General features: G+C 72.2%; 29 protein-coding genes and 1 pseudogene. 20 read left to right on the forward strand and 10 right to left on the reverse strand.

Annotated elements, in window-relative coordinates; all coding sequences use genetic code 11:
- Nucleotides 1-99: 99 nt before the first annotated feature.
- Nucleotides 100-1,527: a hypothetical protein gene (locus tag ACZ3X1_RS26190; protein ID WP_390075135.1), complete on the forward strand. Its 1,428-nt coding sequence runs from the start codon at nt 100-102 to the stop codon at nt 1,525-1,527.
- 71 nt (nt 1,528-1,598) lie between these two features.
- On the opposite strand, the gene ACZ3X1_RS26195 is transcribed toward ACZ3X1_RS26190, so the two are convergent.
- Nucleotides 1,599-1,994 (reverse strand): VOC family protein, encoded by a 396-nt coding sequence (locus ACZ3X1_RS26195; protein ID WP_356814744.1) that lies wholly within the window; start codon nt 1,992-1,994, stop codon nt 1,599-1,601.
- Nucleotides 1,995-2,056: 62 nt separating this feature from the next.
- Nucleotides 2,057-2,295: pseudogene (locus ACZ3X1_RS26200) on the reverse strand (neutral zinc metallopeptidase); the annotation flags it as partial.
- A 37-nt stretch (nt 2,296-2,332) separates the two neighbouring features.
- Between ACZ3X1_RS26200 and ACZ3X1_RS26205 the strand changes: the two are divergent.
- The 8 genes from ACZ3X1_RS26205 (at nt 2,333) to amaP (ending at nt 7,801) form a co-directional block, all read left to right on the forward strand.
- On the forward strand, nt 2,333-3,931 hold the full coding sequence (locus ACZ3X1_RS26205; RefSeq protein ID WP_030829587.1) for an ABC-F family ATP-binding cassette domain-containing protein: 1,599 nt from the start codon (nt 2,333-2,335) through the stop codon (nt 3,929-3,931).
- 386 nt (nt 3,932-4,317) lie between these two features.
- The gene (locus ACZ3X1_RS26210; RefSeq protein WP_030010789.1) at nt 4,318-4,539 is read left to right on the forward strand and encodes a helix-turn-helix domain-containing protein; all 222 of its coding nucleotides are present in this window, start codon (nt 4,318-4,320) and stop codon (nt 4,537-4,539) included.
- Nucleotides 4,540-4,696: 157 nt separating this feature from the next.
- A complete protein-coding gene (locus ACZ3X1_RS26215) occupies nt 4,697-5,476 on the forward strand; it encodes an enoyl-CoA hydratase/isomerase family protein (protein ID WP_467281147.1) in 780 nt (259 codons plus the stop codon).
- A 130-nt stretch (nt 5,477-5,606) separates the two neighbouring features.
- Nucleotides 5,607-6,041 (forward strand): Asp23/Gls24 family envelope stress response protein, encoded by a 435-nt coding sequence (locus tag ACZ3X1_RS26220; RefSeq protein ID WP_467281148.1) that lies wholly within the window; start codon nt 5,607-5,609, stop codon nt 6,039-6,041.
- 17 nt (nt 6,042-6,058) lie between these two features.
- The gene (locus tag ACZ3X1_RS26225; RefSeq protein WP_356815104.1) at nt 6,059-6,256 is read left to right on the forward strand and encodes a hypothetical protein; all 198 of its coding nucleotides are present in this window, start codon (nt 6,059-6,061) and stop codon (nt 6,254-6,256) included.
- An 86-nt stretch (nt 6,257-6,342) separates the two neighbouring features.
- Complete coding sequence (locus ACZ3X1_RS26230; protein WP_467281187.1) at nt 6,343-6,675, forward strand: Asp23/Gls24 family envelope stress response protein; 333 nt, start codon at nt 6,343-6,345, stop codon at nt 6,673-6,675.
- Nucleotides 6,672-7,247, forward strand: a complete 576-nt coding sequence (locus ACZ3X1_RS26235) for a DUF6286 domain-containing protein (protein WP_467281149.1) — start codon at nt 6,672-6,674, stop codon at nt 7,245-7,247. The genes ACZ3X1_RS26230 and ACZ3X1_RS26235 overlap by 4 nt, the downstream gene beginning before the upstream one ends.
- Nucleotides 7,244-7,801 carry an alkaline shock response membrane anchor protein AmaP gene (gene amaP, locus ACZ3X1_RS26240; protein WP_467281150.1) on the forward strand — a complete coding sequence of 186 codons (558 nt, stop codon included), beginning with the start codon at nt 7,244-7,246 and terminating at the stop codon, nt 7,799-7,801. The genes ACZ3X1_RS26235 and amaP overlap by 4 nt, the downstream gene beginning before the upstream one ends.
- 44 nt (nt 7,802-7,845) lie before the next feature.
- Here amaP and ACZ3X1_RS26245 read toward each other — a convergent pair whose 3' ends face one another.
- From ACZ3X1_RS26245 to ACZ3X1_RS26265, 5 genes are all read right to left on the reverse strand, one after another.
- Nucleotides 7,846-8,601, reverse strand: coding sequence for an SDR family oxidoreductase (locus tag ACZ3X1_RS26245; RefSeq protein ID WP_467281151.1), 756 nt, complete (start codon nt 8,599-8,601; stop codon nt 7,846-7,848).
- Between the two features lie 10 nt (nt 8,602-8,611).
- Complete coding sequence (locus tag ACZ3X1_RS26250) at nt 8,612-9,403, reverse strand: SURF1 family cytochrome oxidase biogenesis protein (protein ID WP_356815108.1); 792 nt, start codon at nt 9,401-9,403, stop codon at nt 8,612-8,614.
- Between the two features lie 91 nt (nt 9,404-9,494).
- Nucleotides 9,495-9,728 carry a hypothetical protein gene (locus ACZ3X1_RS26255; RefSeq protein ID WP_075972011.1) on the reverse strand — a complete coding sequence of 78 codons (234 nt, stop codon included), beginning with the start codon at nt 9,726-9,728 and terminating at the stop codon, nt 9,495-9,497.
- A 99-nt stretch (nt 9,729-9,827) separates the two neighbouring features.
- Nucleotides 9,828-10,799, reverse strand: a complete 972-nt coding sequence (locus tag ACZ3X1_RS26260) for a DEDDh family exonuclease (RefSeq protein WP_467281152.1) — start codon at nt 10,797-10,799, stop codon at nt 9,828-9,830.
- Between the two features lie 48 nt (nt 10,800-10,847).
- A complete protein-coding gene (locus ACZ3X1_RS26265) occupies nt 10,848-11,483 on the reverse strand; it encodes a TetR/AcrR family transcriptional regulator (RefSeq protein ID WP_356815110.1) in 636 nt (211 codons plus the stop codon).
- A 138-nt stretch (nt 11,484-11,621) separates the two neighbouring features.
- On the opposite strand from ACZ3X1_RS26265, the gene ACZ3X1_RS26270 reads away from it, so the two are divergent.
- The 7 genes from ACZ3X1_RS26270 (at nt 11,622) to ACZ3X1_RS26300 (ending at nt 18,767) form a co-directional block, all read left to right on the forward strand.
- On the forward strand, nt 11,622-12,419 hold the full coding sequence (locus tag ACZ3X1_RS26270; RefSeq protein ID WP_467281154.1) for an acetoacetate decarboxylase family protein: 798 nt from the start codon (nt 11,622-11,624) through the stop codon (nt 12,417-12,419).
- Nucleotides 12,419-13,303, forward strand: a complete 885-nt coding sequence (locus tag ACZ3X1_RS26275; RefSeq protein WP_356815112.1) for an SDR family NAD(P)-dependent oxidoreductase — start codon at nt 12,419-12,421, stop codon at nt 13,301-13,303. The genes ACZ3X1_RS26270 and ACZ3X1_RS26275 overlap by 1 nt, the downstream gene beginning before the upstream one ends.
- Before the next feature lie 12 nt (nt 13,304-13,315).
- Nucleotides 13,316-14,608: an amidohydrolase family protein gene (locus tag ACZ3X1_RS26280; RefSeq protein WP_467281155.1), complete on the forward strand. Its 1,293-nt coding sequence runs from the start codon at nt 13,316-13,318 to the stop codon at nt 14,606-14,608.
- Nucleotides 14,605-15,828 (forward strand): amidohydrolase family protein, encoded by a 1,224-nt coding sequence (locus tag ACZ3X1_RS26285; RefSeq protein WP_467281156.1) that lies wholly within the window; start codon nt 14,605-14,607, stop codon nt 15,826-15,828. The genes ACZ3X1_RS26280 and ACZ3X1_RS26285 overlap by 4 nt, the downstream gene beginning before the upstream one ends.
- A gap of 202 nt (nt 15,829-16,030) precedes the next feature.
- Complete coding sequence (locus ACZ3X1_RS26290; protein WP_467281158.1) at nt 16,031-16,987, forward strand: sterol desaturase family protein; 957 nt, start codon at nt 16,031-16,033, stop codon at nt 16,985-16,987.
- Nucleotides 16,984-17,667, forward strand: a complete 684-nt coding sequence (locus ACZ3X1_RS26295; protein ID WP_436840871.1) for a lysoplasmalogenase — start codon at nt 16,984-16,986, stop codon at nt 17,665-17,667. The genes ACZ3X1_RS26290 and ACZ3X1_RS26295 overlap by 4 nt, the downstream gene beginning before the upstream one ends.
- Nucleotides 17,668-17,723: 56 nt before the next feature.
- Entirely contained in the window at nt 17,724-18,767 is a 1,044-nt protein-coding gene (locus ACZ3X1_RS26300) for a zinc-dependent alcohol dehydrogenase family protein (RefSeq protein WP_390075146.1), read from the forward strand.
- A gap of 72 nt (nt 18,768-18,839) precedes the next feature.
- Here ACZ3X1_RS26300 and ACZ3X1_RS26305 read toward each other — a convergent pair whose 3' ends face one another.
- Nucleotides 18,840-20,384 (reverse strand): S8 family serine peptidase, encoded by a 1,545-nt coding sequence (locus tag ACZ3X1_RS26305; RefSeq protein WP_362634709.1) that lies wholly within the window; start codon nt 20,382-20,384, stop codon nt 18,840-18,842.
- A 257-nt stretch (nt 20,385-20,641) separates the two neighbouring features.
- On the opposite strand from ACZ3X1_RS26305, the gene ACZ3X1_RS26310 reads away from it, so the two are divergent.
- The 3 genes from ACZ3X1_RS26310 (at nt 20,642) to moaA (ending at nt 23,799) form a co-directional block, all read left to right on the forward strand.
- A complete protein-coding gene (locus tag ACZ3X1_RS26310; protein ID WP_356815118.1) occupies nt 20,642-21,007 on the forward strand; it encodes a DUF485 domain-containing protein in 366 nt (121 codons plus the stop codon).
- Nucleotides 21,004-22,632 carry a solute symporter family protein gene (locus ACZ3X1_RS26315; RefSeq protein WP_467281159.1) on the forward strand — a complete coding sequence of 543 codons (1,629 nt, stop codon included), beginning with the start codon at nt 21,004-21,006 and terminating at the stop codon, nt 22,630-22,632. Before ACZ3X1_RS26310 ends, ACZ3X1_RS26315 begins: the two co-directional genes overlap by 4 nt.
- A 177-nt stretch (nt 22,633-22,809) precedes the next feature.
- Nucleotides 22,810-23,799 (forward strand): GTP 3',8-cyclase MoaA, encoded by a 990-nt coding sequence (moaA, locus tag ACZ3X1_RS26320; RefSeq protein ID WP_356815120.1) that lies wholly within the window; start codon nt 22,810-22,812, stop codon nt 23,797-23,799.
- Nucleotides 23,800-23,866: 67 nt separating this feature from the next.
- Here moaA and ACZ3X1_RS26325 read toward each other — a convergent pair whose 3' ends face one another.
- Both ACZ3X1_RS26325 and ACZ3X1_RS26330 read right to left on the reverse strand, forming a co-directional pair.
- Nucleotides 23,867-24,118, reverse strand: coding sequence for a hypothetical protein (locus ACZ3X1_RS26325; protein WP_356815121.1), 252 nt, complete (start codon nt 24,116-24,118; stop codon nt 23,867-23,869).
- Nucleotides 24,119-24,264: 146 nt separating this feature from the next.
- Complete coding sequence (locus ACZ3X1_RS26330; protein WP_356815131.1) at nt 24,265-24,543, reverse strand: DUF3099 domain-containing protein; 279 nt, start codon at nt 24,541-24,543, stop codon at nt 24,265-24,267.
- 238 nt (nt 24,544-24,781) lie between these two features.
- On the opposite strand from ACZ3X1_RS26330, the gene ACZ3X1_RS26335 reads away from it, so the two are divergent.
- Nucleotides 24,782-25,060 (forward strand): GlsB/YeaQ/YmgE family stress response membrane protein, encoded by a 279-nt coding sequence (locus ACZ3X1_RS26335; protein ID WP_356815122.1) that lies wholly within the window; start codon nt 24,782-24,784, stop codon nt 25,058-25,060.
- The last annotated feature ends 44 nt before the right edge of the window (nt 25,061-25,104 follow it).

Consider the following 25,104-nt stretch of genomic DNA (forward strand, 5'->3'; position numbering starts at 1 on the left):
GGGCCCTGCGGGCGGGTTGTCCCGGTCTGCCCCCGGGCGGGTGGTGGAAGGAGCCGATTCCGTTTGGGCTTTCGGCCAGTGACGGGCGAGACTGCTTCCGTGACGTCCCGAAAGCCTGATGAGCAGTTGGCTCGCGACTCCAGACTCCGACTCGTCTCCCCGCGCTCCGTCGCCGCGGCGCGCAAGGCGGTGACCGACCGCCGGACCCGTCCCGCCCCGAGGCCCCCGGCGGGCACCCCGGCCACCGCCGACCTCGCGAACCGCGCCCGGGCCTCGCTGGCGGACGCCGTACGCCTGACCCGCTGGGCCGAGCGCAACCTCGGCGCGGCGGACGGCGGCCGGCCCGCTCCCACGGGCGCCCTGCCCGCCGCCGACGTCGAACGGGCCGCCGACGAGCTGGGCCTGACGCACGGCCAGATCCGCGTCGGCTGGGACCGCGCCCGCCTCGCCGGCCTGGTCGAGGTGCACGGCGGCCACGCCCGCCCCGGCTGGCGGCTGCGCGCCTGGGACCGCGACGACACCGCCGTCCTGCGCGGCTGGGTCGCCCTCTTCGACGCCTGGTCGCTGGTCCACCCGGCCCCCGCCGACATCGCACCAGCGGCCGTCGCCGAGGTCGTCGAGGCCATGCCCCAGCTCCTCTCCCTGCTGCAGCTGTCCGCAGGTCCCGTGACCGTCCCCGACCTGCTGGACCTGCTCGGGCAGCGCGTCACCGAACTGCGCGACGAACGCTGCGAGATCCCCTACGAGGCGGAGCCCGCGGCGGCGCGGACGCCCGCGCCCACCGCCTCCGCGGAAGCCCGCCCGGTCCCGCTCGCCCGGCTGCTGCGCTGGGCGCTCGGCGGCCTCGCCGCCGTGGACGCCGTCACCCTCGGACCCGCCCGGGCCACCCTCACCCCGCTCGGCAGCTGGGCCGTCTGGGTCAAGCTGGAGCAGATCTGCGTCGCGGCGCAGAGCCCCGCCGGGAACATCGAGCAGTCCGCCGCCGCCATGCTGCACGGATGCGCCCGGCTCACCCCCGGACCGGCCCGCGCCGAGTACCGGGCCTGGCTGGCCGCGCGGCCCGTCGGCCACGCCGTGGCCGAACTCATCCAGGCCGCCCGCGGCGAGGACGCCCTGCTGCGCGGCCTCGCCTTCGAGGCGCTGCGCGTGGTCGGTGCCCCGGCGGAGCCCGAGGTGCGCGCCACCGTGCGCGAGCCCGCGCTGCGCCCGTACGCGCTGCTCTGGCTCGCCGAGCACGACGGCGTCGACCCCGACGAGGCCCAGGACGTGCTCACCGCCGAGGAGTCGACCTGGCTCTGGGTCGACACCGCCGCCGCCATCGCCGACCACGGTGAGGCCGAGCTGCTGGCCCGCCACCTGGACTCGGCCGTCCGCACCACCGTCCCCAGGCTGCTGGACGAGGTCCGCGAGGTCGGCCATCCGCGCACCGTGCAGGTGCTGGTCGCACTGGCCGCGGCCCACCCCGACCCGGCCCTGGCCAAAGCGTTCCGGCGGGCCGCCTTCCAGGTACACACCGGCGGCGCATGACACGGCGCTACGCGCGTCCGCGCCGCGGGTCCGGTCGTGCCGGGCCCGCGGCGCAGGACGCGCCGCCGGTTTCAGACCTGCGGCGCGTACGTGCCGAAGCTCCAGATGTTGCCCTCGCCGTCCCGGGCCATGTAGTCACGGGAGCCGTAGTCCTGATCGGTGGGTCCCATGAGGATCTCCACGCCGTGCTCGACGGCCCGCCCGTGGTGGGCGTCCACGTCGTCGACGACGACGTAGACCCCCGAAGGCCCGGCGCCCTCCATGGCCTTGTCGAAGGCCCCGCCCGTGCCCCTGCTGCCCAGCATCACCACACCGTTTCCGTACGCCAGCTCCGCGTGCACCACCGAGCCGTCGTCCCCCTCGTACACCGCGACCTGGCTGAAGCCGAAGGCCTCGGTCAGCAGCTTGATCGCCGCCTTAGCGTCGCGGTAGACCAGCGTGGGACAGATGGACGGAACGCCTGCCATGACGATCACTCCCTCTCGTGACGGTGACCCGCGTCACACAGCATGGCAGGCGCCGCCGACGGTCAGCGGAAGGTGTTGCACCGGGCCATGTCGCCGGTCCGGTAGCCCTGGTGGAACCACTGCCGGCGCTGCTCGGCCGAGCCGTGCGTCCAGGACTCCGGCGTCACCCGGCCCTGTTCTCCTGGACGCGGTCGTCGCCGACCGCGGCCGCCGCCCCGGAAACCAGTTGCACACCCCCGGTAGAATGAATCCCATGGCGAATCTCCTCGCGGATTAGCGGCGTCGAAGCCTCGCGTCCCGCCCCCTTCCGCCGTCCCCACCCGCCCTGGAGTATTTCCGTGATCACCGCCACCGGCGTCGAGCTGCGCGCCGGCGCCCGCGTCCTCATCGAGTCCGCCTCTTTCCGCATCGCCAAGGGCGACCGCATCGGCCTCGTCGGCCGCAACGGCGCCGGCAAGACCACTCTCACCAAGTGCCTCGCGGGGGAGGGCCAGCCCGCGGGCGGCTCCATCACCCGTTCGGGCGAGGTGGGCTACCTGCCGCAGGACCCGCGCACCGGCGACCTCGACGTCCTGGCGCGCGACCGGATCCTCTCCGCCCGCGGCCTGGACGTCCTCATCAAGAAGATGCGGATGAACGAGGAGCGCATCGCCACCGGCTCCGGCGCCACCCGCGAGAAGGCGCTCAAGCAGTACGAGCGCCAGGAGACCGAGTTCCTCACCAAGGGCGGGTACGCCGCCGAGTCCGAGGCCGCGACGATCTCGGCCGCGCTCAGCCTGCCCGAGCGGGTCCTCGGCCAGCCGCTGCACACCCTCTCCGGTGGTCAGCGCCGCCGTGTCGAGCTGGCCCGGATCCTCTTCTCGGACGCCGACACCCTGCTCCTCGACGAGCCCACCAACCACCTCGACGCCGACTCGATCGTCTGGCTGCGGGACTACCTCAAGAACTACCGCGGCGGCTTCGTCGTGATCTCCCACGACGTCGACCTCGTCGAGACCGTCGTGAACAAGGTGTTCTACCTGGACGCCAACCGCGCCCAGATCGACGTCTACAACATGGGCTGGAAGCTCTACCAGCAGCAGCGCGAGGCCGACGAGAAGCGCCGCAAGCGCGAGCGCCAGAACGCCGAGAAGAAGGCCGCGGCCCTGAACTCGCAGGCCGACAAGATGCGCGCCAAGGCCACCAAGACGGTCGCCGCGCAGAACATGGCCAAGCGGGCCGAGCGGCTGCTGTCCGGTCTGGAGGCCGTCCGCGTCTCCGACAAGGTCGCCAAGCTGCGCTTCCCGGACCCTGCGCCCTGCGGCAAGACCCCGCTGACCGCCGAGGGCCTGTCGAAGTCGTACGGCTCCCTGGAGATCTTCACCGACGTCGACCTGGCCATCGACAAGGGCTCCCGCGTCGTCATCCTCGGCCTCAACGGCGCCGGCAAGACGACCCTGCTCCGCCTGCTGTCGGGCACCGAGAAGCCCGACACCGGCACGGTCGTGCCCGGCCACGGCCTCAAGCTCGGCTACTACGCCCAGGAGCACGAGACCCTGGACCCGGAGCGCACGGTCCTGGAGAACATGCGCTCCTCCGCGCCCGACCTGGACCTGGTCGCCGTGCGCAAGACGCTCGGCTCCTTCCTCTTCTCCGGCGACGACGTCGACAAGCCCGCGGGCGTGCTCTCCGGTGGTGAGAAGACCCGGCTGGCCCTGGCCACGCTGGTCGTCTCCTCGGCGAACGTGCTGCTCCTCGACGAGCCCACGAACAACCTCGACCCGGCCAGCCGCGAGGAGATCCTGGGCGCGCTGCGCACCTACAAGGGCGCCGTCATCCTCGTCACGCACGACGAGGGCGCCGTCGAGGCCCTCGAACCGGAGCGGATCATCCTGCTGCCGGACGGTGTCGAGGACCTGTGGGGACCGGACTACCGGGACCTGGTGGCCCTCGCCTGACGGCCCGCCCAGGCCGTGCCGGGGCGGGCCGGGATGCCGTCCCCGCACTGATCCAGTTCCTTCTGGATCATTCGGCTCAGGGGTGATCCATCATCTGAGTGAGGCGGTCTCGTACCGTTGCGCGTCGTACGACGGCCCTGGCCGCACCCGCGAAGGTGCGCGACCGGGGCCGTCGGTTTTCCGCGGACCGGCCCCTGACCTGGGCATTCCTGGGCCGAGCGGCGAAGTGTGACGGAAGTCATGCGGCGGAAGAGGAGATTCCGTTCTGCTCGGGTGTCCACGGCTCGGGGAAGGCCGTCGTACCGACCTTGCTGAATGGGTGGCCAGGAAGCCGGGGAGGGGTGATCATGAGAAGTCCAGAGCGCACTTCCCACGAGGAGGCACGGGTGGCCGAGACTCTGAAGAAGGGCAGCCGGGTGACCGGCGCCGCGCGCGACAAGCTCGCGGCAGACCTGAAGAAGAAGTACGACTCCGGTGCGAGTATCCGGGCGCTGGCCGAAGAGACCGGCCGGTCCTACGGATTCGTCCACCGGATGCTCAGTGAGTCCGGGGTTTCGCTGCGCGGCCGCGGTGGCGCGACGCGTGGCAAGAAGGCGGCTACGGCCTGACCCCGGGTCCATCGGTTCCAACGCTCCAACGGCTCCAAGGCTCACATGATCCGACGTTCCCTCCGGTGACCCCCGGTCGGCCTCCCGGTCGACTGGGTGGTTACTGTGCAGTCACTTAGGCCGAGCTTGCGGCCGACTGCACACCGGAGGCATACAGATGGCTCTGCTCGACAAGGACGGCGTACGACTCACCGTCGACGACACGGTCGCCACGGTGACACTGACCAATCCGGCCAAGCGAAATGCCCAATCCCCCGCGCTCTGGCGGGCTTTGGCCGAGGCGGGAAGGTCGTTGCCGGGCACCGTCCGGGTCGTCGTGCTGCGCGGCGAGGGCAAGTCCTTCTCCGCCGGGCTCGACCGGCAGGCGTTCACCCCCGAAGGCTTCGAGGGCGAGCCGTCCTTCCTCGATCTGGCGCGCGGTTCGGACGAACTCCTCGACGCCACGATCTCCGAGTACCAGGAGGCGTTCACCTGGTGGAGGCGTAGCGACATCGTCTCCGTCGCCGCCGTGCAGGGGCACGCGATCGGCGCCGGCTTCCAGCTCGCACTCGCGTGCGACCTGCGCGTTGTCGCCGACGACGTGCAGTTCGCCATGCGCGAGACGAGCCTGGGACTGGTCCCCGACCTGGCCGGCACCCAGCCGCTGGCCTCCCTGGTCGGCTACGCCCGCGCGCTGGAGATCTGCGCGACGGGCCGCTTCGTGCACGCGGAGGAGGCGGAGCGGGTCGGCCTCGCCAACCTGGTCGTTCCGGCGGACGAGCTCGACGCCGCCGTCCAGGACCTGACCACCGCCCTGCTGGCCCCGCCGCGGGACGCCGTGATCGAGACGAAGACCCTGCTGCGCTCCGCGCTGACCCGCCCCTACGACGACCAGCGCGCCGCCGAGCGCGCGGCCCAGGCCCGTCGCCTGCGGGACCTGGCGGGCCTCTCGGACTGATCCCCCGCCCCACCGCGGAGGCGAGAAGGCGCCCCGGGACCACGCCGAGCGGCGTAGCCCCGGGGCGCCTTCTCGCCTCCGCGCGCCTAACGTGGTGCGCAGTGAGTCCGTATACGTGAAGGGACACGCGATGACCGACACCGCATCAGGGGGCTCCCAGAAGGCACCCGGCGACCGGGGGCGCACGACCGTCGCGGACGGGGTGGTCGAGAAGATCGCCGGCCTCGCCGCCCGTGAAGTGGTCGGCGTGCACGCCCTGGGCAGCGGCCTGTCCCGTACGTTCGGCGCCGTCCGGGACCGGGTTCCCGGCGGCGGGAAAGCCGCGGTCAGCCGCGGGGTCAAGGCCGAGGTCGGCGAGGTCCAGACCGCCCTCGACCTGGAGATCGTCGTCGACTACGGCGTGTCGATCCGTGACGTCGCACGGGCGGTACGCGAGAACGTCGTCTCCGCCGTCGAGCGCATGACCGGCCTGGAGGTCGTCGAGGTCAACATCGCCGTGAGCGACGTCAAGCTGCCCGACGAGCGCGAGGAGCCCGACGAGGAGCCGGAGTCCCGACTCCAGTAGCGAAAGGGAACTGGCACATGAGCATGGCGGTCGCCGGCATGTTGGCCGGCATGGCCCTGGGGTTCGCCGGCTATTTCGGCGGTTTCGGTGCCTTCCTGCTGGTCGCCGCCCTCGGAGCCGTCGGCTTCGTCGCCGGTCGCTTCCTCGACGGAGATCTGGATCCCGGAGACCTGTTCCGCCGCCGCGACGACCGGCGGCGGGGTGAGCCGCGGTGAGCACCCTCCCGCAGGCCACCCCGTCCGGCCCCACCCCGCCGGGCCCCGCCGCGCCGCACACGGGCGTACGGGCCACTCCGGCCGCGGTGGCCGCCGGCGACCGGGGGGCCACCCGGATCGCCGACCGGGTCGTCGCCAAGATCGCCGTGCAGGCCGCCCGGGAGGCGCTCGCCCGACCCTCCGGCGCGCACCCGCACGCCACCGTCACCGTGCACCACGACATCGCACGGGTCCGGGTGAGCCTGGAGCTCGACTACCCCTCCGACCTCGCCGCCCAGTGCGCCGCCGTACGCACCAGCGTGGTCCGCCGCGTCGAGGAGTGCGCGAACATGGCCGTACCCGAGGTGGACGTCGACATCGAGCACCTGCACTCCACCCTCGCCCGGACCGGTGCCGGCCGGGACCGGCGGCTGCGGTGACGGCACACCGCTTCCGCTCCGACCGCCGCATCCCCGCGGCCCTCGTCGCCCTGCTCGTACTCGGCGTGGCCGGCCTGTTCCTCTACGACCTGGCCGCCGTACGGGCCGGCCGCCCCGCCCTGGCCTGGCGCCGCGAACTCGCCCACCGGCTGGCGGTCCACACCCCGGCCGACCCGGGCGTGCAACTGGTCGGCTGGGCCCTGGCCCTGGCCGGGGCGGTGCTCCTGCTGCTGGCCCTCACCCCCGGGATCCGCAGGATCCTGATGATGAGGAGCCCCGACCAGGACGGCGGCTTGGGCGGCGCCCAGGACGCCCGCCCCCGGCTGCGGGCCGGGATCGGCCGCAAGGACGCCGCCCAGGTGCTGCGCGACCGGGCCGTGGAAGTGCCCGGCGTACGGTCCGCCCGGGTCCGGATGGGCCGCTCCCGCGTCCGGGTGCGGGCCACGTCGCACTTCCGCGAACTGGACGAGGTACGGGCCGACCTGGACGCGGTGATCGCGGTCGGCATCGAGGAACTGGGCCTCGCGCACCCGCCGCGGCCCCGCCTGCGGGTCAGGAGGCGAGCGGATTGATCGGGACCGTCAACCGGATCCTGCTGGCGGTGGCCGGCGCGGTGCTGCTGGCGGCCGGGGTCGTACTGCTGACGGCCGTGCGGCCGCTGGGCGGCCCCGCCGCGCCCCTGCTGAGCGCCGCCGACCGGCGCCGGTACCTGCACGCCGAAGGCTGGTGGTGGTGGGCGCTGATCGCCGCGCTCGTCGTGTGCGTGCTGTTGGCCCTGTGGTGGCTGCTGTCCCAGCTCAAGAGCGCGCGACTGCGGACGGTCGCCGTGGACACCGGGGACGGAGGCTTCGCGGTGCTGCGCGGCCACGCCCTGGCGGACGCCGTCGCCGCCGAGGCCGGCGCCCTGGACGGGGTCGCCGGCTGTCGGGTCGTACTGCGCGGCCGGCGGGGCTCTCCCGCCCTGCGGGTGGCGCTGGAGCTGGAGCCCCATGCCGTCCCGGCCGACACGCTGGCCGGCCTGGCGGGGCCGGTCCTGACCCACGCCCGGACCTCCGCGCGCCTCCCGGACCTGCCGGCGGAGGCCCGTTTCAAGGTCGCGTCCCACCGCGCCCGCCGCGTCAGCTGACGGCCGCCGGGCGGCGCCGGGCGGGCGCGCGCCGCGACGCGGGGTCAGAAGCCGTGCCGGGAGCCGCCGTCGACCGGGAGCATCACGCCCGTCAGGTACGAGGCGGCCGGCGAGAGCAGGAACGCCGCCGTGCGGCCGAACTCCTCCGGGGAGCCGTACCGGCGCAGCGGGATGCGGGACTCGTTGCCCGCGCGGGCCGCCCCGGCGTCGCCCGACAGCGCGTCCAGCTCCCGTACCCGGTCGGTGTCGATACGGGCCGGAAGCAGGCCGACGACGCGGATCCCGCGCGGACCGAGCTCCACCGAGAGGGACTTCGCGAAGCCGGCCAGGCCCGGGCGCAGGCCGTTGGAGATGGTCAGGCCGGGGATCGGCTCGTGGACCGAGCCCGACAGGACGAAGCCGATGACCCCGCCCTCGCCCAGCACCGCGGCGGCCGCCCGGGCGAGGCGCACCGCGCCGAGGAAGACCGACTCGAAGGCGGCCGACCACTGCTCGTCGGTGCTGTCGACGGCGAAGCCCGGAACGGGGCCGCCGACGCTGATGAGGATGCCGTCGAGGCGGCCGAAGCGCTCGTGTGCGGTGGCGATGAGCCGGCCGGCCGCCGCCGGGTCCGCGTTGTCCGCCGCCGCCCCCACGGCGCTCGGGCCGAGTGCGGCGGCCGCGTCGGCCGTCCGCTTCTCGTCGCGGCCCGTCACGAGGACCTTCGCGCCGTCGGCGACCAGTTCCCGGGCGGAGGCGAAGCCGAGGCCTCGGCTGGCCCCGGTGACGATGTAGACACGGTCTTTCAGTCCAAGATCCATGCCCGACACGCTACGCCGTCGCGGGCTCCTGTTCGGCGGCTTCGGCCCGGGCCGCCGCCTCCTCGCGGTCGCGCTTCTCGCGCCGGACGAGGACCAGCCAGCCCACCGGCACAGCGGAGGCGAACAGCCACCACTGGACCGCGTAGGCCATGTGCGCGCCGATCGAGTCGTGGTCGGGGTCGGCGACGGTCTCGGGGCCGGCGTCGCCCGGATCCGGATCGGTCAGCTCCAGGTAACCGCCGAGGACCGGCCGGCCCAGGTACTCCGCCTGCCGGCCGCTGTTGATCAGCATCACCTGACGGTCGGGCAGGCCCTTGCGGTCCTTGATGCCGCTGCCGCCGCTCGTCTCGTCGGCCTTCAGCCGCCCGGTGACGGTGACCTCGCCCGAGGGCGCGGCCGGCACCGGCGGGTAGGCGCGCGGGTCGTCGCCGCCCGGCACCCAGCCGCGGTCGACCAACACCACCCGGCCGTCACCGAGGACGAGCGGGGTCACGACGTGGAAGCCGACCTTGTCACCGTTCGAGGTGCGCATCCGTACGACCACCTCGTGTGCGGAGTCGTACGTGCCGGTCGCGGTGACCGCGCGCCAGAAGTCGGCGCGGGGGACCTGGTGGCCGGGGGAGGTGACCTCGGTCATGGGGACGGGCTTCGCCCGCAGGTTCGCCTCGATCAGCTGGTTCTGCGCGACCCGGTGCACATGGCGGTGGTACTGCCAGAACCCCAGCTTGATCATCACGGGGATGAGGACGAGGGCGACGAGGGTGAGGCACACCCACTGCCGGGTCAGTACAAAGCGGTACACGCCCACGACGGTACCCCGGCCGACGAGGACCCCGGCGGCCGGGTGGCCCTCCGGGGTCGCGGGAAGGAGCGGGAAGGAGAAGGAGCGGCGGTCAGACGTGGTCGACGATGCCCACCTTCCCTTCCGCGCGGGCGCAGTGCCCGCCGCAGAACCACTGGCCCTCGACCTCGACGCCCTGTCCGATGATCTGGACCCGGCAGTGCTCGCAGATGGGCGCCATGCGGTGGATGGCGCACGAGAAGCAGTCGAAGACGTGCACCGCGCCCTGCGCGTGCACCTCGAAGGACATGCCGTAGTCGTTTCCGCAGACCTCACAACGTGCCATGCGCCGCATGCTGCGCACGGCGGAGCGGCGGAACAAGATCCACCCTGGTGAGTCGCCGCGCGGACACCCGGCCGGCCCAACAAGCGGTGGCCGGTCCGCTCAGTCCCCGGCCGGGGCCACGTCCCGCAGCAGCTGCGTGAAGGCCGCCTCGTCGACGACGGGGGTGCCGAAGGACTTCGCCCTGACCGTCTTGGAGGTCGCCGAGTCGGGGTCGTTCGTCACCAGCAGGCTGGTGAGCCGCGACACACTCGTCGCGACGTGCAGGCCCGCCTCGACCGCCCGGTCCTCCAGCAGCTCCCGCTCCACCGAGGTGTCGCCGGAGAACGCGATCCGCATCCCCTGCTTCAGCGGCTTGCCGTCCTCGAACCGCCCCGGATTGGGGTGCGGGCACGGTGGCCGCTTGCGCGAGGGCCGCCAGCTGCCGCCCCGGTACGAAGCCTGGTGCCCCACGCGCGGGGTGGCGGCTGAGTCCGACCACTCCGTCAGCGGCCGGCATTCCAGCAGGGGCAGCCGTACGCCGCCCTGCGCCGCCGCGTGGAGCGACGGACGGAAGGCCTCCGCGAGCACACGGGCGTCGTCGAGGGCGTGGTGGGCGCGCTGCTGGACCACGCCGAAGTGCGCGGCGAGCGACTCCAGCTTGTGGTTGGGCAGCGGGAGGTTCAGCTCCTTCGACAGGGCGATGGTGCACAGCCGCTGACGGACCGGCGCGGCCGTCTCGGCGCGCGCGTACTCCCGGGCGATCATCTGCCAGTCGAATATGGCGTTGTGCGCGACCAGCACGCGCTCCGCGAGCCGGCCGGCGAACTCCTCGGCGATGTCCTTGAAGAGCGGCGCGCCGGCGAGCACGTCACTCGTCAGACCGTGGATCCACACCGGTCCCGGGTCCCGCTGCGGGTTGACCAGCGTGTACCAGTGGTCCTCCACGTTGCCCTGTGCGTCGAGCCGGTAGACGGCGGCGGAGACTATCCGGTCGTCGCGAGCGAGCCCGGTGGTCTCCACGTCGACGACCGCGTACCCCTGTGGGTACGCGGTCGGCCACGTCGTCTCTGCGGTCGTACGGTCGTCGAGCATGGTCACAGAGGATATCGGCACGGACTGACACCGCCGCCCCACCCTCGGTCAGCCCGGGGCCGGCGGCGCCGTCGCGAGGAGGGCCGCCACCAGCGCGCGTACGGACAGCAGGAAGAGCCGCTCCGGGTCGGCCGGCCGGGCCAGCGCGCGGGCGAGCCCCGGGTCGTCGGGGGCCGCGGCCGGGTCCCAGAGCTCGCTCTCGGCCGGGCACTGGGCGGGGGAGCGCTCGCGGTTGCGCTCGACGAGCAGGAAGCCGACGATCTGGAACTGCACCGCGCGCACCGCGTCGGCGGCCCGGGCGCCGCGCAGGCCGGCGGCGTGCACCTCGTGGACGAGCGCCTGCTGCGCCGGCAGGAACATCCGCTCCGTGAGGCCGCGTTCGTGGACCATCGCGATCAGGTGCGGGCGTTCGCGCAGCTCGCGGCGCAGGATCCGGGCGACCGACAAGATCCGTTCGGCCGGGGTGCGGCCGGCGGGGCGGATCGCGCCCATCTCCTGCACGGTCCGCTCCACGAGGGCGTCGAGCAGCGATTCGCGGTTGCCGACGTGCCAGTAGATGGACGTCACCGCGGTCCCCAGCTCGGCGGCGAGCCCCCGCATGGTGAGGGCGCCCGGGCCGCGCTGCTTGACCAGGGACGCGGCGGCGTCCAGTACCTCGTCGCGGGTCAGCGAGGATCTGGCCATGTCAGCGGTCCGCCGATCTGTCGATGTCACCTGTTGATGCGTCAGTTTCCTTGTCCGCAAGGGTCTTTACCCTTCATCGGCAGCGGTGTAACTGTGTTACAGAACCGACTCCGCCCTAGACGAGAGATGGTGCGAGACATGGCACGCGTACGGTACGGAGCGCGGACCGAGGCCGAGATCGCCGCGTCGCGCGAGAAGAGTTCCAAGCTCCCCGACATCTGGTCCACCGGCGTGGTGGCCCTCTGGGAGACCGATCCGGACGTGGTCGCCGCGGTCCTCCCGCCGCCGCTGAAGCCGGCCGACCGGCCCCTCGTACGGGCGAACATCAGCAAGGTCGACCTGCCCGGCTACCCGCTCGGCGCCGGCTCGGTGGCCGTCGCCGCCCAACACGACGGCGTGCAGGGCTGGTACCCGCTGGTCATGCCGATGACCCACGAACGCGCCCTGACCGGCGGCCGCGAGGTCTTCGGCGAACCGAAGAAGCTGGGCGAGGTCACCGTCGAGCGCGACGGCCTCGTCGTCCGGGCCCTCCTCGCCCGCCACGGCATCGCCTTCGTCGAGGTGCGCGGCGCCGTGGACCGCCCGCTCCCGCTGCCCGAGCCCACCCGCAAGACCGACTTCTACTTCAAGTTCCTGCCCGCCGTGGACGGTTCGGACTTCGACGCGGAGCCGGTCCTGGTGCACTGCGTCCGCAACGAGATGGTCCGCAAGCTGGAGCACATCACCGGCGACGTCGTCCTGCGCGAGTCGATGTTCGACCCGGTCGCCGACCTCCCCGTACGCCGGATCGTGGAGATCACCATCGGCGAGAAGACCACCGACCAGAAGGGCCGCGTTGTCGAACGGGTCAGCGCCCGGGCCCTCCTCCCGTACGTCCACCAGCGCTACGACGACCCGATGCAGATCCTCGACGGACCACCCGAAGGGAGCCTGTGATGCGGCTGGAACCCGGACAGGTGGCCGTCGTCACCGGAGCGGCAAGCGGCATCGGCCTCGCCATGGCCCGCCGCTTCGCCGCCGAGGGACTGAGCGTGGTCCTCGCCGACGTCGAGGAGGCCGCCCTGCGCAAGGCCGCCGACGAACTCGCCGCGGACGGGGCCCGGGTCCTCGCGCGGACCGTCGACGTCAGCGACCGCGACTGCGTGCTCGCCCTCGCCGATGCCGCGTACGACGCCTTCGGCGCCGTCCACGTGCTCTGCAACAACGCGGGCGTCGGCTCCGGCGCCGAGGGACGGATGTGGGAGCACGAGCCCAACGACTGGAAGTGGGCCTTCTCCGTCAACGTGTGGGGCGTCTTCCACGGCATCCAGGCCTTCGTCCCCCGCATGATCGCCGGCGGGGCCCCCGGACACGTCGTCAACACCTCCTCCGGCGACGGCGGCATCGCCCCGCTGCCCACAGCCTCGGTGTACGCCGTCACCAAGGCCGCCGTGGTCACCATGACCGAGTCCCTCTACGCCCACCTCAAGGCGGAGGGAGCCGCAGTCGGAGCCTCCGTGCTCTTCCCCGGCCCGCACATGCTGCGCACCGGACTGTGGGAGTCCCACCGCAACCGGCCCGAGCGGTACGCGAAGCAGCGCCCGCGCAGGACCCCGTACCGCAGCCTCGACCAGTACGAGGCCGCCATGAGGCAGGCCGGCCACGAGGTGGACTTCACCCCGGTCGAGGAGGTCGCCGAGCACGTCGTCGACGGCATCCGCGCCGACCGCTTCTGGATGCTGCCCCCGAGCGAGCACAGCGACCGGCAGATCCGCGCCCGGTCGCAGTCGATGCTCGACCGCGCCAACCCCGCCTACCTGGAGAGCTTCATCCTCGACTGAGGAGCGTCCGCCATGAGTGACACACCGTACGAAGACCCGTACCTGATCATCTCCTCCGACTGCCACGCGGGCCTGCCCACCGAGCTGTACCGCCCCTACCTCGACTCCCGCTTCCACCCGCAGTTCGACGAGTTCCTCGGTCAGCGCGACGCCCGCCGCGCGGAGGCCACCCGCCTGGGCGTCCGCAACGAGGCCTTCGCCGAGAAGTGGTTCCACGATCACGAGGAGGGCCTGCGGGGAGGATGGGACACGGGGCAGCGGCTGAAGGAGCTCGACGGCGACGGCGTCGCCGCCGAGGTCGTCTTCCCCGACGCGGACGCCGTCGACAGCCAGACCGCGGCCCCCTTCGGGGTGGGGCTCGGGCTCTCCGGCGACCAGGACCCCGAGCTCGGCATGGCGGGCGCGCAGGCGCACAACCGCTGGCTGGCCGAGTTCGTCTCGCAGAACCCCGAGCGCCACTGCGGCGTCGCCCTGCTGCCCATCACGGGCGAGCCGGACAAGGTCGTCGCCGAGATCCACCGGGCCAAGGAGTCCGGGCTGGGCGCGCTGATGATCCCCGCCATGTGGGTGGACAAGGCGCCCTACCACGACCGCCGCTACGACCCCGTCTGGGCGGCGGCGGCCGAGACGCGGATGCCGGTCGTCACCCACTCCGGGTCCTCACCGCGCCACGAGTACGGCGACCACCTGGGCATCTTCGTCTCCGAGGTCACCTGGTGGCCGGCCCGCCCGCTGTGGTTCCTGCTCTGGTCGGGGGTGTTCGAGCGGCACCCGGGCCTGCGGTTCGGGGTCGCCGAGTCGGGCTGCTGGTGGCTGGCGAACCAGCTGTGGTTCATGGACCGGCTCTACCTCGGCGCGCACGGCGGCAAGAAGCTCTCGCCCTTCGAGGAGCTGAAGCGGCCGCCGAGCGAGTACCTGGACCGGCAGGTCTTCGTCTGCGCGACGAACACCAAGCGGCGCGAACTGGCCCAGCGCTACGAGATCGGCGTGGACAACATCCTGTGGGGGTCGGACTTCCCGCACCCCGAGGGCACCTGGCCCGACACCCGCAACTGGCTGCGGAAGACCTTCCACGACATCCCGGTCGACGAGACCCGGCGGATGCTCGGGCTCGCCGCGGCTGAGGTCTTCGGCTTCGACACGGAGAAGCTGGCCCCGGTCGCCCGCCGGATCGGCCCCACCCCGGCCGAGCTGGGCCAGTCCCCGGACCAGGCGGCGGTGGCGGCCTCCTGGGCGCGCTCGCGCGAGGTGGGCCGCCACTGGCTGACGGACCACGACTTCCCCGTCCTGGGGGTGGCGCGGTGACCGGTGACGACCGCTACACGGTGATCTCGGCGGACTGCCACGCGGGCGCCGACCTCCTGGACTACAAGCCGTACCTGGAGAGGCGGTACCACGACGAGTTCGACGCCTGGGCCGCCACGTACGTGAACCCGTACGAGGACCTCCTCGCGGACACCGCGGACCGCAACTGGAACTCGGCGCGGCGCCTGGCGGAACTGGAGGCGGACGGCATCCTCGCCGAGGTCGTCTTCCCCAACACCATCCCGCCGTTCTTCCCAGAGGCCTCCCTGATGGCGCAGCCGCCGACGGCCGAGGAGTACACGATGCGCTGGGCGGGCCTCCAGGCCCACAACCGCTGGCTGGCGGACTTCTGCGCCGACGCCCCGGGCCGGCGGGCGGGCGTCGCGCAGATCCTGCTGAACGACGTGGACGCGGCGGTGGAGGAGATCCGCCGCGTCCGGGAGGCCGGCCTGACGGGCGGCATCCTCCTGCCCGGCGTACCGCCAGGCTCGACGGTCCCCGAGCTGTACTCGGCCGCCTACGACCCCGTCTGGGCGGTGTGCGCCGAGCTCGGCGTCCCGGTCAACCACCACGGCGGCTCGGCGTCGCCGCCGCTCGGCGACGAGCCGGCGGCCCGGGCCGTATTCATGGTGGAGACCACCTGGTTCTCGCACCGCGCCCTGTGGCACCTGGTGTTCGGCGGGGCGTTCCGGCGCCACCCGGGCCTCAGGCTGGTCCTGACGGAACAGGGCTCAGGCTGGATCCCGGGCGTGCTGGAGATGCTGGACTACTACCACGGCCGCCTGGTCGCGGCGTCGGCCACGGCCGAGTCCAAGTTCGGGGCGGGCCTCGCCGAGGCGATGGGCAAGGGCCCGAGCGAGGTCTGGCGGGACAACTGCTTCGTGGGAGCGAGCTTCATGCGCCCCCACGAAGTGCCGCTGCGGGACCGGATCGGCCTCGACAAGATCATGTGGGGCAGCGACTACCCTCACGACGAGGGCACCACCCCGTACTCCCGCGAAGGCCTGCGCATCGCCTACGCGGGCCTCCCGCGGGACGAGGTCGCGGCGATGGTCGGCGGCAACGCGGCCCGCGTCTACGGCTTCGACCTGCCGCTGCTCGACGCGCTGGCCGCGAAACACGGCCCCCGGGTCTCGGAGGTCGCCGAACCCCTGACGCAGATCCCACCCGGTGCCACCAGTCCGGCCTTCGCCAAGGGCGGCTCGGTCCGGGTCTGGTGACGGACGGCCCCCGCCGGGGCGGCTCAGGCCATGGAGCGGAGCCGCTCCGGCGGGAACAGTTCGGTGCCGTGCCCGCCACCCGGAACGGAACCGTCTCGAATCCCGTCAATCCCCGCCCTCCCCGAACCGTCGGTAACCGCGATGGGTACCGATCGGTAACAACCTCTAGCGGCACCCCCGAAGGCGCCTCTATGGTGCGGACATGCCGAACCTGCCCGATGTCGTGCTGTGGTCCATACCCGCCTTCGTGCTGCTCACCGTCATCGAGCTGGTGAGCTACCGCCTCCATCCCGACGAGGACGCGGAGGGCTACGACACCAAGGACGCCGTCACCAGCATCAGCATGGGGCTCGGCAGCATCGGCTTCGACCTCCTCTGGAAGATCCCGGTGGTCGCGGTCTTCACCGCCGTCTACGAACTCACCCCGCTGCGGGTGCCGTTGCTGTGGTGGACCATTCCGCTGATGCTGCTCGCCCAGGACTTCCTCTACTACTGGCAGCACCGCGGCCACCATGTCATCCGCATCCTGTGGGCCTGCCACGTGGTCCACCACAGCAGCCGGAAGTTCAACCTCACCACCGCCCTGCGCCAGCCCTGGACCAGTGCCACGACCTACTGGTTCTACCTGCCGATGGTGGCCGTCGGGGTGCACCCGGCCGTGATCCCCTTCTGCTACGGCATCAACCTGCTGTACCAGTTCTGGGTCCACACCGAGCGCATCGGGAAGCTGCCCCGGGCCTACGAGTACGTCTTCAACACCCCGTCCCACCACCGCGTGCACCACGCGTCCCAGGGCGGCTACCTGGACCGCAACTACGGCGGCATCCTGATCGTCTGGGACCGGATGTTCGGCTCTTGGGTGGGGGAGACCGACAGGCCCGTCTACGGGCTCACCAAGAACATCGGCACCTACAACCCGCTGCGCGTCGCCACCCACGAGTACGCCGCCATCGCCCGGGACGTCCGCGCCGCCCGAAGCTGGAGCGAGCGGGCCGGCCGGGTCTTCCGCGGCCCCGGCTGGCAGCCCGCGCCCGCTCCCGAGCCCGCGCCGGCCCCCGCTCCCGAGCCGGCCCCCGCCCCCGCCGCCCCCGCCACCTCCGCCCCTGCCCCCGCCCCCGCTCCCGCCTCCGACCCGGCCGTACAGGAGACCAACGCGTGAGCACCGACTCCCCCGGCCGCCCCGCACCCTCCTGGGCCGCCCCGCGGGCGGCGGCCGACCGGGCGCGCCTCGGCCGCCTCGCCCTCTACGGCTTCGCCGCCGCCACCGCCGTCGACCTCGGATCGCTGCTGGCCGGCTGGCACCTCGGGCACGTCATCGCCAAGCCACTGCTGATGCCGCTGCTCGTCGCCTACGTGATCACGCGCGGCGCGCCCCGCCTGCTGGTCGCCGCCCTGCTGTTCGGCTGGGGCGGGGACCTGGCCCTGCTCTTCGACGCCGAGGCCGCGTTCCTGGTCGGCATGGGCTCCTTCGCCCTCGGACACGTCTGCTACCTCGTGCTCTTCGGCAAGCGCCCCGCGAACCCCCTGCTCGGGGGCGCCTACACCCTGGCCCTCCTGGGGACCGTCGCCCTGCTGTGGGCGGATCTGCCCGCGGACCTGCGGATCCCCGTGGCCGGCTACAGCCTGCTGCTCACCGCCATGGCCTTCCGCTCCAGCGCCCTCGGCCTGCGGGCCGGCATCGGCGGCGCGCTGTTCCTGCTGTCCGACACCCTCATCGCCACCGGCGTCGCCGAATGGCCGCAGCTGCCCCGCCCGGACTTCTGGATCATGGCCACCTATCTGGCCGCCCAGTACCTGCTGGCCACTGGCGCGACCTCCCGGGAAGCGGGCGTACGGTAGGACGGTTCCACAGTCGTACAAGACTGAACGATCTCGAACCGGAGGACTGCACCACCATGCGCGCCACCGTCATCCACGCCCCGCACGACATACGCGTGGAGGAGGTGCCCGACGCTGCGATCCAGCGCCCCGAGGACGCCGTCGTCCGCGTCCTGCGTGCCTGCATCTGCGGCAGCGACCTGTGGGCCTACCGCGGCGAAGCCGCGCGCCGGCCCGGCCAGCGCATCGGCCACGAGTTCCTGGGCGTCGTCGAGGAGACCGGCTCCGCGGTGTCCGGACTGCGCGCCGGCGACCTCGTCGTCGCGCCCTTCATGTGGTCGGACGGCACCTGCGAGTACTGCACCGAGGGCCTGTACACCTCCTGCGACCACGGCGGCTTCTGGGGCTCGGTCGGCCACGACGGCGGCCAGGGCGAGGCCGTGCGCGTCCCGCACGCCGACGGAACGCTGGTGAAGCTGCCGGCCGAGGCCGTCTCCGACGACCACCTGCTGACCGGCCTGCTCGCCCTCTCCGACGTCATGGGCACCGGGCACCACGCCGCGCTGGGCGCGGGCGTGCGCGAGGGCTCCACGGTCGCCGTGGTCGGTGACGGCGCGGTCGGCCTGTGCGGGGTCCTCGCCGCCAAGCGTCTCGGCGCCGAGCGGATCATCGCGCTGGGCCGCCACACCGTCCGTACCGACATCGCCAGGCTCTTCGGGGCCACCGACGTCGTCGCCGAGCGCGGCGAGGCCGCCGAGGCGGCCGTGCGCGAGCTCACCGGCGGCCGCGGCGCGCACTGCGTCATCGAAGCGGTCGGCAGCGAGATGTCCATGCGCACGGCCGTGAACATCACCCGTGACGGCGGGGCCATCGGCTACGTCGGCGTCCCGCACGGCAGCGGCACCGGCCTCGACCTCGGCGTCATGTTCGACCGCAACATCACCCTGCGCGGCGGGGTGGCCCCGGTCCGCGCCTACATCCCGGAGCTGCTGCAGGACGTGCTCGGCGGCGTGATCGACCCGGCGCCCGTCTTCGACCGCGCCGTGTCCCTGGACGAGGTGCCGGACGGCTACCGCGCGATGGACGACCGCAGCGCGCTCAAGGTGCTGATCAAGCCCTGACCAGGGCCGCCGGAGTGACGGACGGGCCGGGCGGGGAGCGCCCCGGCCGGCCCGTCCGTACGGGGTTCCGTACTACTTCACGGCCTTGAGGGCGTCCACGACGCCGTAGCCGTAGTAGCCGGTCTGGCCCCACTTGGCCTGGCAGGTGGTGGCGTTTATCAGCGTGCCCGTGGCGTCGTAGATCTGGGCCGGGCAGGCCGCCTTGGTGGACTGCGCCTTCAGCATCGCCTGGAGCTGGGACGGCGTGGCCGAGGGGTGGGCGCTCTTGAGCAGCGCCGCGACGCCCGCGACGTGCGGGGCGGCCATCGAGGTGCCCTGCTTGTATCCGTAGCCTCCGCCCGGGACGGTCGACAGCACGCGCCCGTTGGCGTCCGGCGTGGCCGGGACCTGCCACTTGTCGCCGCCGGGGGCCGCGACGTCCACGACCCCGAGGCCGTAGCTGGAGTAGTACGAGCGCAGGCCCTTGTCGCCGGTCGCGGAGACGGTGACCACGCCCGGCAGCTGCGTCGGCAGGTCCAGGCAGACCTTAGGGTCGATGGTGCGCGTCACCGGGGTGGTGTCGTTCGGGCTGGTGGTGTCCTCCAGGGAGTCGGCCGCCAGGTCCTGGTTGGAGTTGCCGGCGGACGCCACGTGCAGGGTGCCCTTGCGCTCCGCGTACTTGGTGGCCCGGCCGATGGCCTCCACCAGCGCCTTCTGGTCGTCGTCGGTCTTGCAGTTGAAGAGCCACGGGTCGACGTAGTAGCTGTTGTTGGTCACCTCGATCCCCTTCTCGGCGGCGAACATGAAGCCGCAGACGACCGCCTCGGTGTAGAAGAGGCTGGTCCCGGGCTCGCTCACCTTGATCGCGGCGATCTTCACGCCGGGCGCCACACCGCTGATGCCGACGCCGTTGCGCGGGGCGCCGATGGTGCCGGCGACGTGCGTGCCGTGGTCGCTGCCGTCGGGGTACGGGCGCCAGGCGCCGTCGGTGGTGTCGGCGACCCCGCCGACGCAGTTGGCCGACTGGCCCTTGGAGAAGTTCGGGGCGAGATCGGGGTGGGTGTCGTCCACACCCGTGTCGATGATGCCCACCGTGACGTCCTGGCTGCCATCGTTGATCTTGTGAGCCTCGTCGGCCTTGATCGTCCGCAGGTCCCACTGGTTGGGTTCGAGCGGCTCCTGACCCTCCTGTGCCCGCGCCGCCGCCTTGGCGGCGTCCGCCTCGCCCAGCAGCTGGGTCGCGCCCTCGTCGGTGGTCTGCACCGCCTGCATCGGGGCCGTCCGGGTGGCGCCCACCGACACGAACAGCCCACGCTGGGCGCGCAGCTGCTGGGCGAAGTCCGGGTTCTGGGAATGTGCGACGACGACCCCGATCTGCTCATAGGCCGTCACCACCGTTCCGCCGGCCCGCTCGACGGCCTTCTTCGCCGCCTTCATCGTGGCGTAGGTGTTCAGGTTCGCCACGTACGACAGCTTGGGGCCGGTGGTCGCGGCCTTCCCGGCCGTCGCCGCGTCCGCGGTGGTGCCCAGCGGGGCGGCGGAGGCCGACACCGAGGGCAGCAGGGCGAGCGAGGCGGTGAGCGCCAGGCCGACCGGCACGGCCAGGGCGCGCCGGCGGACGGATCCCAGATGAGCCATGGGTTCTCCAGATCATCGTCAAAAAGCCGTCCGCACGCGGTCACGTCGGACGGGTCCATGACAAGCGAACCTAGTGCCGCCGTTCCCCTCTCCGCCATCTGTTCGAGAAATCAGTTCCTCAAGAATCCACGGGTGTTGAACCGTCCCGACACGCCGGCCGTGCCGTTGACAGAGGGGGGTCAGCGCCATCGACCCGCCACACGGAGGTTGTTTTGTCCGTCGTCCCCACCGCACCTGCGTCACAAGGAGATTCCCCCGTGACCACCGAAGCAGCGCCGCCTCCGGGCAGCACGGGAACGCCCCTGGCGGGCCCCACGGCCGAAGAGTTCGTGAGCGTCCAGCAGAGCCCCGAGTTCGCCGAACTCCGCCGCTCCTACCGCTCCTTCGCCTTCCCGCTCACCGTGGCCTTCATCGCCTGGTACCTGCTCTACGTCCTGCTGTCCAACTACGCGGGCGGCTTCATGGGGACCAAGGTCTTCGGCAACATCAACGTCGCCCTCGTGCTCGGCCTCGCCCAGTTCGCGACGACCTTCCTCATCGCCTGGCTGTACGCGCGCCACGCCGCCGCCAGGCTCGACCCCAGGGCGGCGGCCATCAAGGCGCGGATGGAGGCCTCCGAATGAGCGGCACGCACCACGTGGCGACGCTCGCCGCAGGCGCCTCCGAGCACCGGCCGCTCATCATCACGCTCTTCGGGCTGTTCGTCGTCGCCACCCTGATCATCACGGTCTGGGCCGGCCGCCAGACCAAGGACGCCGCGGACTTCTACGCGGGCGGCCGCCAGTTCACCGGCTTCCAGAACGGCCTCGCCATCTCCGGCGACTACATGTCCGCCGCGTCCTTCCTCGGCATCGCCGGAGCCATCGCCCTCTTCGGCTACGACGGCTTCCTCTACTCCATCGGCTTCCTCGTGGCCTGGCTGGTCGCCCTGCTGCTCGTCGCCGAGCCGCTGCGCAACGCCGGCCGCTACACGATGGGCGACGTCCTCGCGTACCGGATGCGCCAGCGCCCCGTCCGCACCGCCGCCGGCACCTCCACCATCGTGGTCTCGATCTTCTACCTGCTCGCCCAGATGGCCGGGGCCGGCGTGCTGGTCTCGCTGCTCCTGGGCATCACCAGCGACGGCGGCAAGGTGGCGGTCGTCGCGCTCGTCGGCGTGCTGATGATCGTCTACGTGACCATCGGCGGGATGAAGGGCACCACCTGGGTCCAGATGATCAAGGCGGTCCTGCTGATCGCGGGCGCCCTGCTGATCACCTTCCTGGTGCTGGTGAAGTTCGACTTCAACGTCTCCGACCTGCTGGGCAAGGCCGCCGAGAACAGCGGACAGGGAGCCAAGTTCCTCGAACCGGGCCTGAAGTACGGCAAGGACTCCACCTCGAAGCTGGACTTCCTCTCCCTCGGCCTCGCCCTGGTCCTCGGCACCGCCGGACTCCCGCACATCCTGATCCGCTTCTACACGGTGCCCACCGCGCAGGCCGCCCGTAAGTCCGTGAACTGGGCCATCGGCATCATCGGCGCCTTCTACCTGATGACCATCGCCCTGGGCTTCGGGGCCGCGGCCCTGCTGGAGCGCGCGGACATCCTGGCCTCGAACAAGGCGGGCAACACCGCCGCGCCCCTGCTCGCCCAGGCGGTCGGCGGCGGCGCGGACTCCACCGGCGGCGCCGTCCTGCTCGCCGTGATCTCCGCGGTCGCCTTCGCCACCATCCTCGCCGTCGTGGCGGGCCTCACCCTCGCCTCCTCCTCGTCCTTCGCCCACGACCTGTACGTGAACGTGATCCGCAGGGGCAAGGCCACCGAGCAGGAGGAGGTGCGCGCCGCACGCTGGTCCACGGTGGTCATCGGCGCCGTCGCCATCGGCCTGGGCGCGCTGGCCCGCGACCTGAACGTGGCCGGACTCGTCGCGCTCGCCTTCGCGGTCGCCGCATCCGCCAACCTGCCGACGATCCTCTACAGCCTCTTCTGGAAGCGCTTCAACACCCAGGGGGCGCTCTGGTCCATCTACGGCGGACTCATCTCGGCGGTCGGCCTGGTGCTGTTCTCCCCGGTCGTGTCCGGCAAGCCGACCTCGATGTTCAAGGACGCCGACTTCTTCTGGTTCCCGCTGGAGAACCCGGGCATCATCTCGATCCCCCTCGGCTTCCTCCTGGGATGGCTGGGTACCGTCCTCACCAAGGAGGAGGCGGACCCGGAGAAGTTCGCCGAGCTGGAGGTGCGCTCCCTCACCGGAACAGGGGCGCACTGACATCGTCCGAACACCCAGCGTGGCCGCGTCGTAGGTCCCTACGACGCGGCCACGTCACGTCTCGTTCATTCGGGCATCACACAACGGCACACGCGTCCCGTAGTCTCGAAATAGAACGCGTGAAGTAGATCCAATGTCGCGCGTATGTCTACTTCCGGACAGGGGAGGGGGCCCACAGTGCTTCTCGACACCTATGGCCGCGTGGCCACTGACCTGCGCGTCTCGCTCACCGACCGGTGCAATCTGCGCTGCACGTACTGCATGCCCGAAGAGGGCCTGCAATGGCTCGGCAAGTCCGACCTGCTGACCGACGAGGAGATCGTCCGGCTGATCCGCATCGCGGTCACGCAGCTCGGCATCACCGAGGTCCGCTTCACCGGCGGCGAACCGCTGCTCCGCCCCGGCCTGGTCGGGATCGTCGAGCAGTGCGCGGCGCTGGAACCCCGCCCCAAGATGTCGCTCACCACCAACGGCATCGGCCTCAAGCGCACCGCCCAGGCCCTGAAGGCCGCCGGCCTGGACCGGGTGAACGTCTCCCTGGACACCCTGCGCCCCGAGGTCTTCAAGACCCTCACCCGCCGCGACCGGCACAAGGACGTCATCGAGGGCATGGCCGCGGCCCGCGACGCCGGCCTGACCCCCGTCAAGGTCAACGCCGTTCTCATGCCGGGACTCAACGACGACGAGGCCCCCGACCTGCTGGCCTGGGCCGTCGAGAACGAGTACGAGCTCCGCTTCATCGAGCAGATGCCGCTCGACGCCCAGCACGGCTGGAAGCGCGAGGGCATGATCACCGCAGGCGACATCCTTGCATCGCTGCGCACGCGCTTCACGCTCACCGAGGAGGGCGCCGACGAGCGCGGCTCCGCCCCGGCCGAGCGCTGGGTCGTCGACGGCGGTCCCGCCACCGTCGGCGTCATCGCCTCCGTCACCCGCCCGTTCTGCGGCGCCTGCGACCGTACCCGGCTGACGGCCGACGGCCAGATCCGTACGTGCCTGTTCGCCACCGAGGAGTCGGACCTGCGCTCCGCCCTGCGCTCGGGCGCCCCGGACGAGGAGATCGCCCGCCTGTGGAAGGTGGCGATGTGGGGCAAGAAGGCCGGCTCCGGCCTCGACGACCCCTCGTTCCTGCAGCCCGACCGCCCCATGTCCGCGATCGGAGGCTGACCCGCGCCGGCCGGTCCGCGCCCGCGGACCGGCCACAGCGCCGAATCAGTGCCGGATGAGCGCCGGATCAGCGCGGGCGCTCCGAGCCTTCGGGCTGCACCCACTCGTCGAGCTTCACCACGTCTTTGAGGAAACCGCGGACCCCCAGGAACTGGGAGAGGTGCTCGCGGTGCTCCTCGCACGCCAGCCACGTCTTGCGCCGCTCCGGCGTGTGCAGCGTCGGGTTGTTCCACGCGAGGACCCAGACGGCCGCGTCACGGCAGCCCTTGGCCGAGCAGGTGGGGATTTCGTCGGGAGTGGGGGAGTCGGAGGAAGTCACGACCTCACCCTAGGGGTGTCCCGAACGGAAAGGCGACGCCGAGCAGCCACGGGGGGAGCTGCCCGGCGTCGGTCCGTCGCTCCGACGGGGGATGCGGAGCGCGTGAGCAGTATGTCACGCAGGACCCGGTGCAGTGCACCGGAACTTCATGATTGATCTGAGCTTTTCTTGAGGTTTCCCGCGTCCAGCGCCGGACGGACCGGAGTCGGGACGAAATGCGAGGGCAGCGACGGCGTCGACTCGCGCCCCGCGTTGGCGATGACCACGGCCACGTAGGGCAGCAGGGCGCCCGCGACGAGCGTCACGACGGCCACGGGGCGGGACACGTTCCACAAGAGCACGGTTGCGATGACCGACAGCGTCCTGACCGCCATGGAGATCACGTAGCGGCGCTGACGACCCCGCACGTCCTCGGCGAGCCCCATCCGGGCGCCCGTGATCCGGAAGACCTCGGTCCCGTTCCGCTTCTGTCGCTTCACCCGTTCCACGTCCTACCACCCGATCGCACGGCCGGGCGCTCCCCGGCCCGGACCCCTCCACGGTACGCGCCCCCCGCCGCCACCGGTACGGGGGGATCCCAACGGAACCGCCCGAAATGCGCGCTACGCCGGACCGGCCGACACTGGGCGCACGTGCGCACACCGCGCCAGGAGGAGGCTGGACATGAGCTGGTTGTGGGCGATCATCGTCGGTTTCGTGCTGGGGCTGATAGCCAAGGCCATCCTGCCGGGCAAACAGCATCAGCCCCTGTGGCTGACCACGCTGATGGGCATCATCGGCAGCGTCCTCGGCAACGCCGTCGCCGGCTGGATCGGGGTCGCCGAAACCCGCGGCATCGACTGGACCCGTCACCTGCTGCAGCTCGCGGGAGCGGTCCTCTTCGTCTTCCTCGGCGAGATGGCCTACAAGGCGATGCGCGGAGGCAGCCGCCAGATGACCTAGGGCCGTCCGCGTCACCCCCGGCGCACGGCGGAGGGGCCGGCCGG

The sequence above is a fragment of the Streptomyces sp. NPDC023541 genome (assembly GCF_055559995.1).

Excerpts from the sequence above, each read along its gene's own strand:
- ACZ3X1_RS26195 (WP_356814744.1), bottom strand. The coding sequence starts at position 1,994 with ATGGCAGGCGTTCCGTCCATCTGTCCCACGCTGGTCTACCGCGACGCT.
- ACZ3X1_RS26215 (WP_467281147.1), top strand. The coding sequence starts at position 4,697 with ATGGCTCTGCTCGACAAGGACGGCGTACGACTCACCGTCGACGACACG.
- ACZ3X1_RS26220 (WP_467281148.1), top strand. The coding sequence starts at position 5,607 with ATGACCGACACCGCATCAGGGGGCTCCCAGAAGGCACCCGGCGACCGG.
- ACZ3X1_RS26225 (WP_356815104.1), top strand. The coding sequence starts at position 6,059 with ATGAGCATGGCGGTCGCCGGCATGTTGGCCGGCATGGCCCTGGGGTTC.
- ACZ3X1_RS26245 (WP_467281151.1), bottom strand. The coding sequence starts at position 8,601 with ATGGATCTTGGACTGAAAGACCGTGTCTACATCGTCACCGGGGCCAGC.
- ACZ3X1_RS26255 (WP_075972011.1), bottom strand. The coding sequence starts at position 9,728 with ATGGCACGTTGTGAGGTCTGCGGAAACGACTACGGCATGTCCTTCGAG.
- ACZ3X1_RS26260 (WP_467281152.1), bottom strand. The coding sequence starts at position 10,799 with ATGCTCGACGACCGTACGACCGCAGAGACGACGTGGCCGACCGCGTAC.
- ACZ3X1_RS26265 (WP_356815110.1), bottom strand. The coding sequence starts at position 11,483 with ATGGCCAGATCCTCGCTGACCCGCGACGAGGTACTGGACGCCGCCGCG.
- ACZ3X1_RS26270 (WP_467281154.1), top strand. The coding sequence starts at position 11,622 with ATGGCACGCGTACGGTACGGAGCGCGGACCGAGGCCGAGATCGCCGCG.
- ACZ3X1_RS26275 (WP_356815112.1), top strand. The coding sequence starts at position 12,419 with ATGCGGCTGGAACCCGGACAGGTGGCCGTCGTCACCGGAGCGGCAAGC.
- ACZ3X1_RS26280 (WP_467281155.1), top strand. The coding sequence starts at position 13,316 with ATGAGTGACACACCGTACGAAGACCCGTACCTGATCATCTCCTCCGAC.
- ACZ3X1_RS26290 (WP_467281158.1), top strand. The coding sequence starts at position 16,031 with ATGCCGAACCTGCCCGATGTCGTGCTGTGGTCCATACCCGCCTTCGTG.
- ACZ3X1_RS26300 (WP_390075146.1), top strand. The coding sequence starts at position 17,724 with ATGCGCGCCACCGTCATCCACGCCCCGCACGACATACGCGTGGAGGAG.
- ACZ3X1_RS26305 (WP_362634709.1), bottom strand. The coding sequence starts at position 20,384 with ATGGCTCATCTGGGATCCGTCCGCCGGCGCGCCCTGGCCGTGCCGGTC.
- ACZ3X1_RS26315 (WP_467281159.1), top strand. The coding sequence starts at position 21,004 with ATGAGCGGCACGCACCACGTGGCGACGCTCGCCGCAGGCGCCTCCGAG.
- ACZ3X1_RS26330 (WP_356815131.1), bottom strand. The coding sequence starts at position 24,543 with ATGGGGCTCGCCGAGGACGTGCGGGGTCGTCAGCGCCGCTACGTGATC.
- ACZ3X1_RS26335 (WP_356815122.1), top strand. The coding sequence starts at position 24,782 with ATGAGCTGGTTGTGGGCGATCATCGTCGGTTTCGTGCTGGGGCTGATA.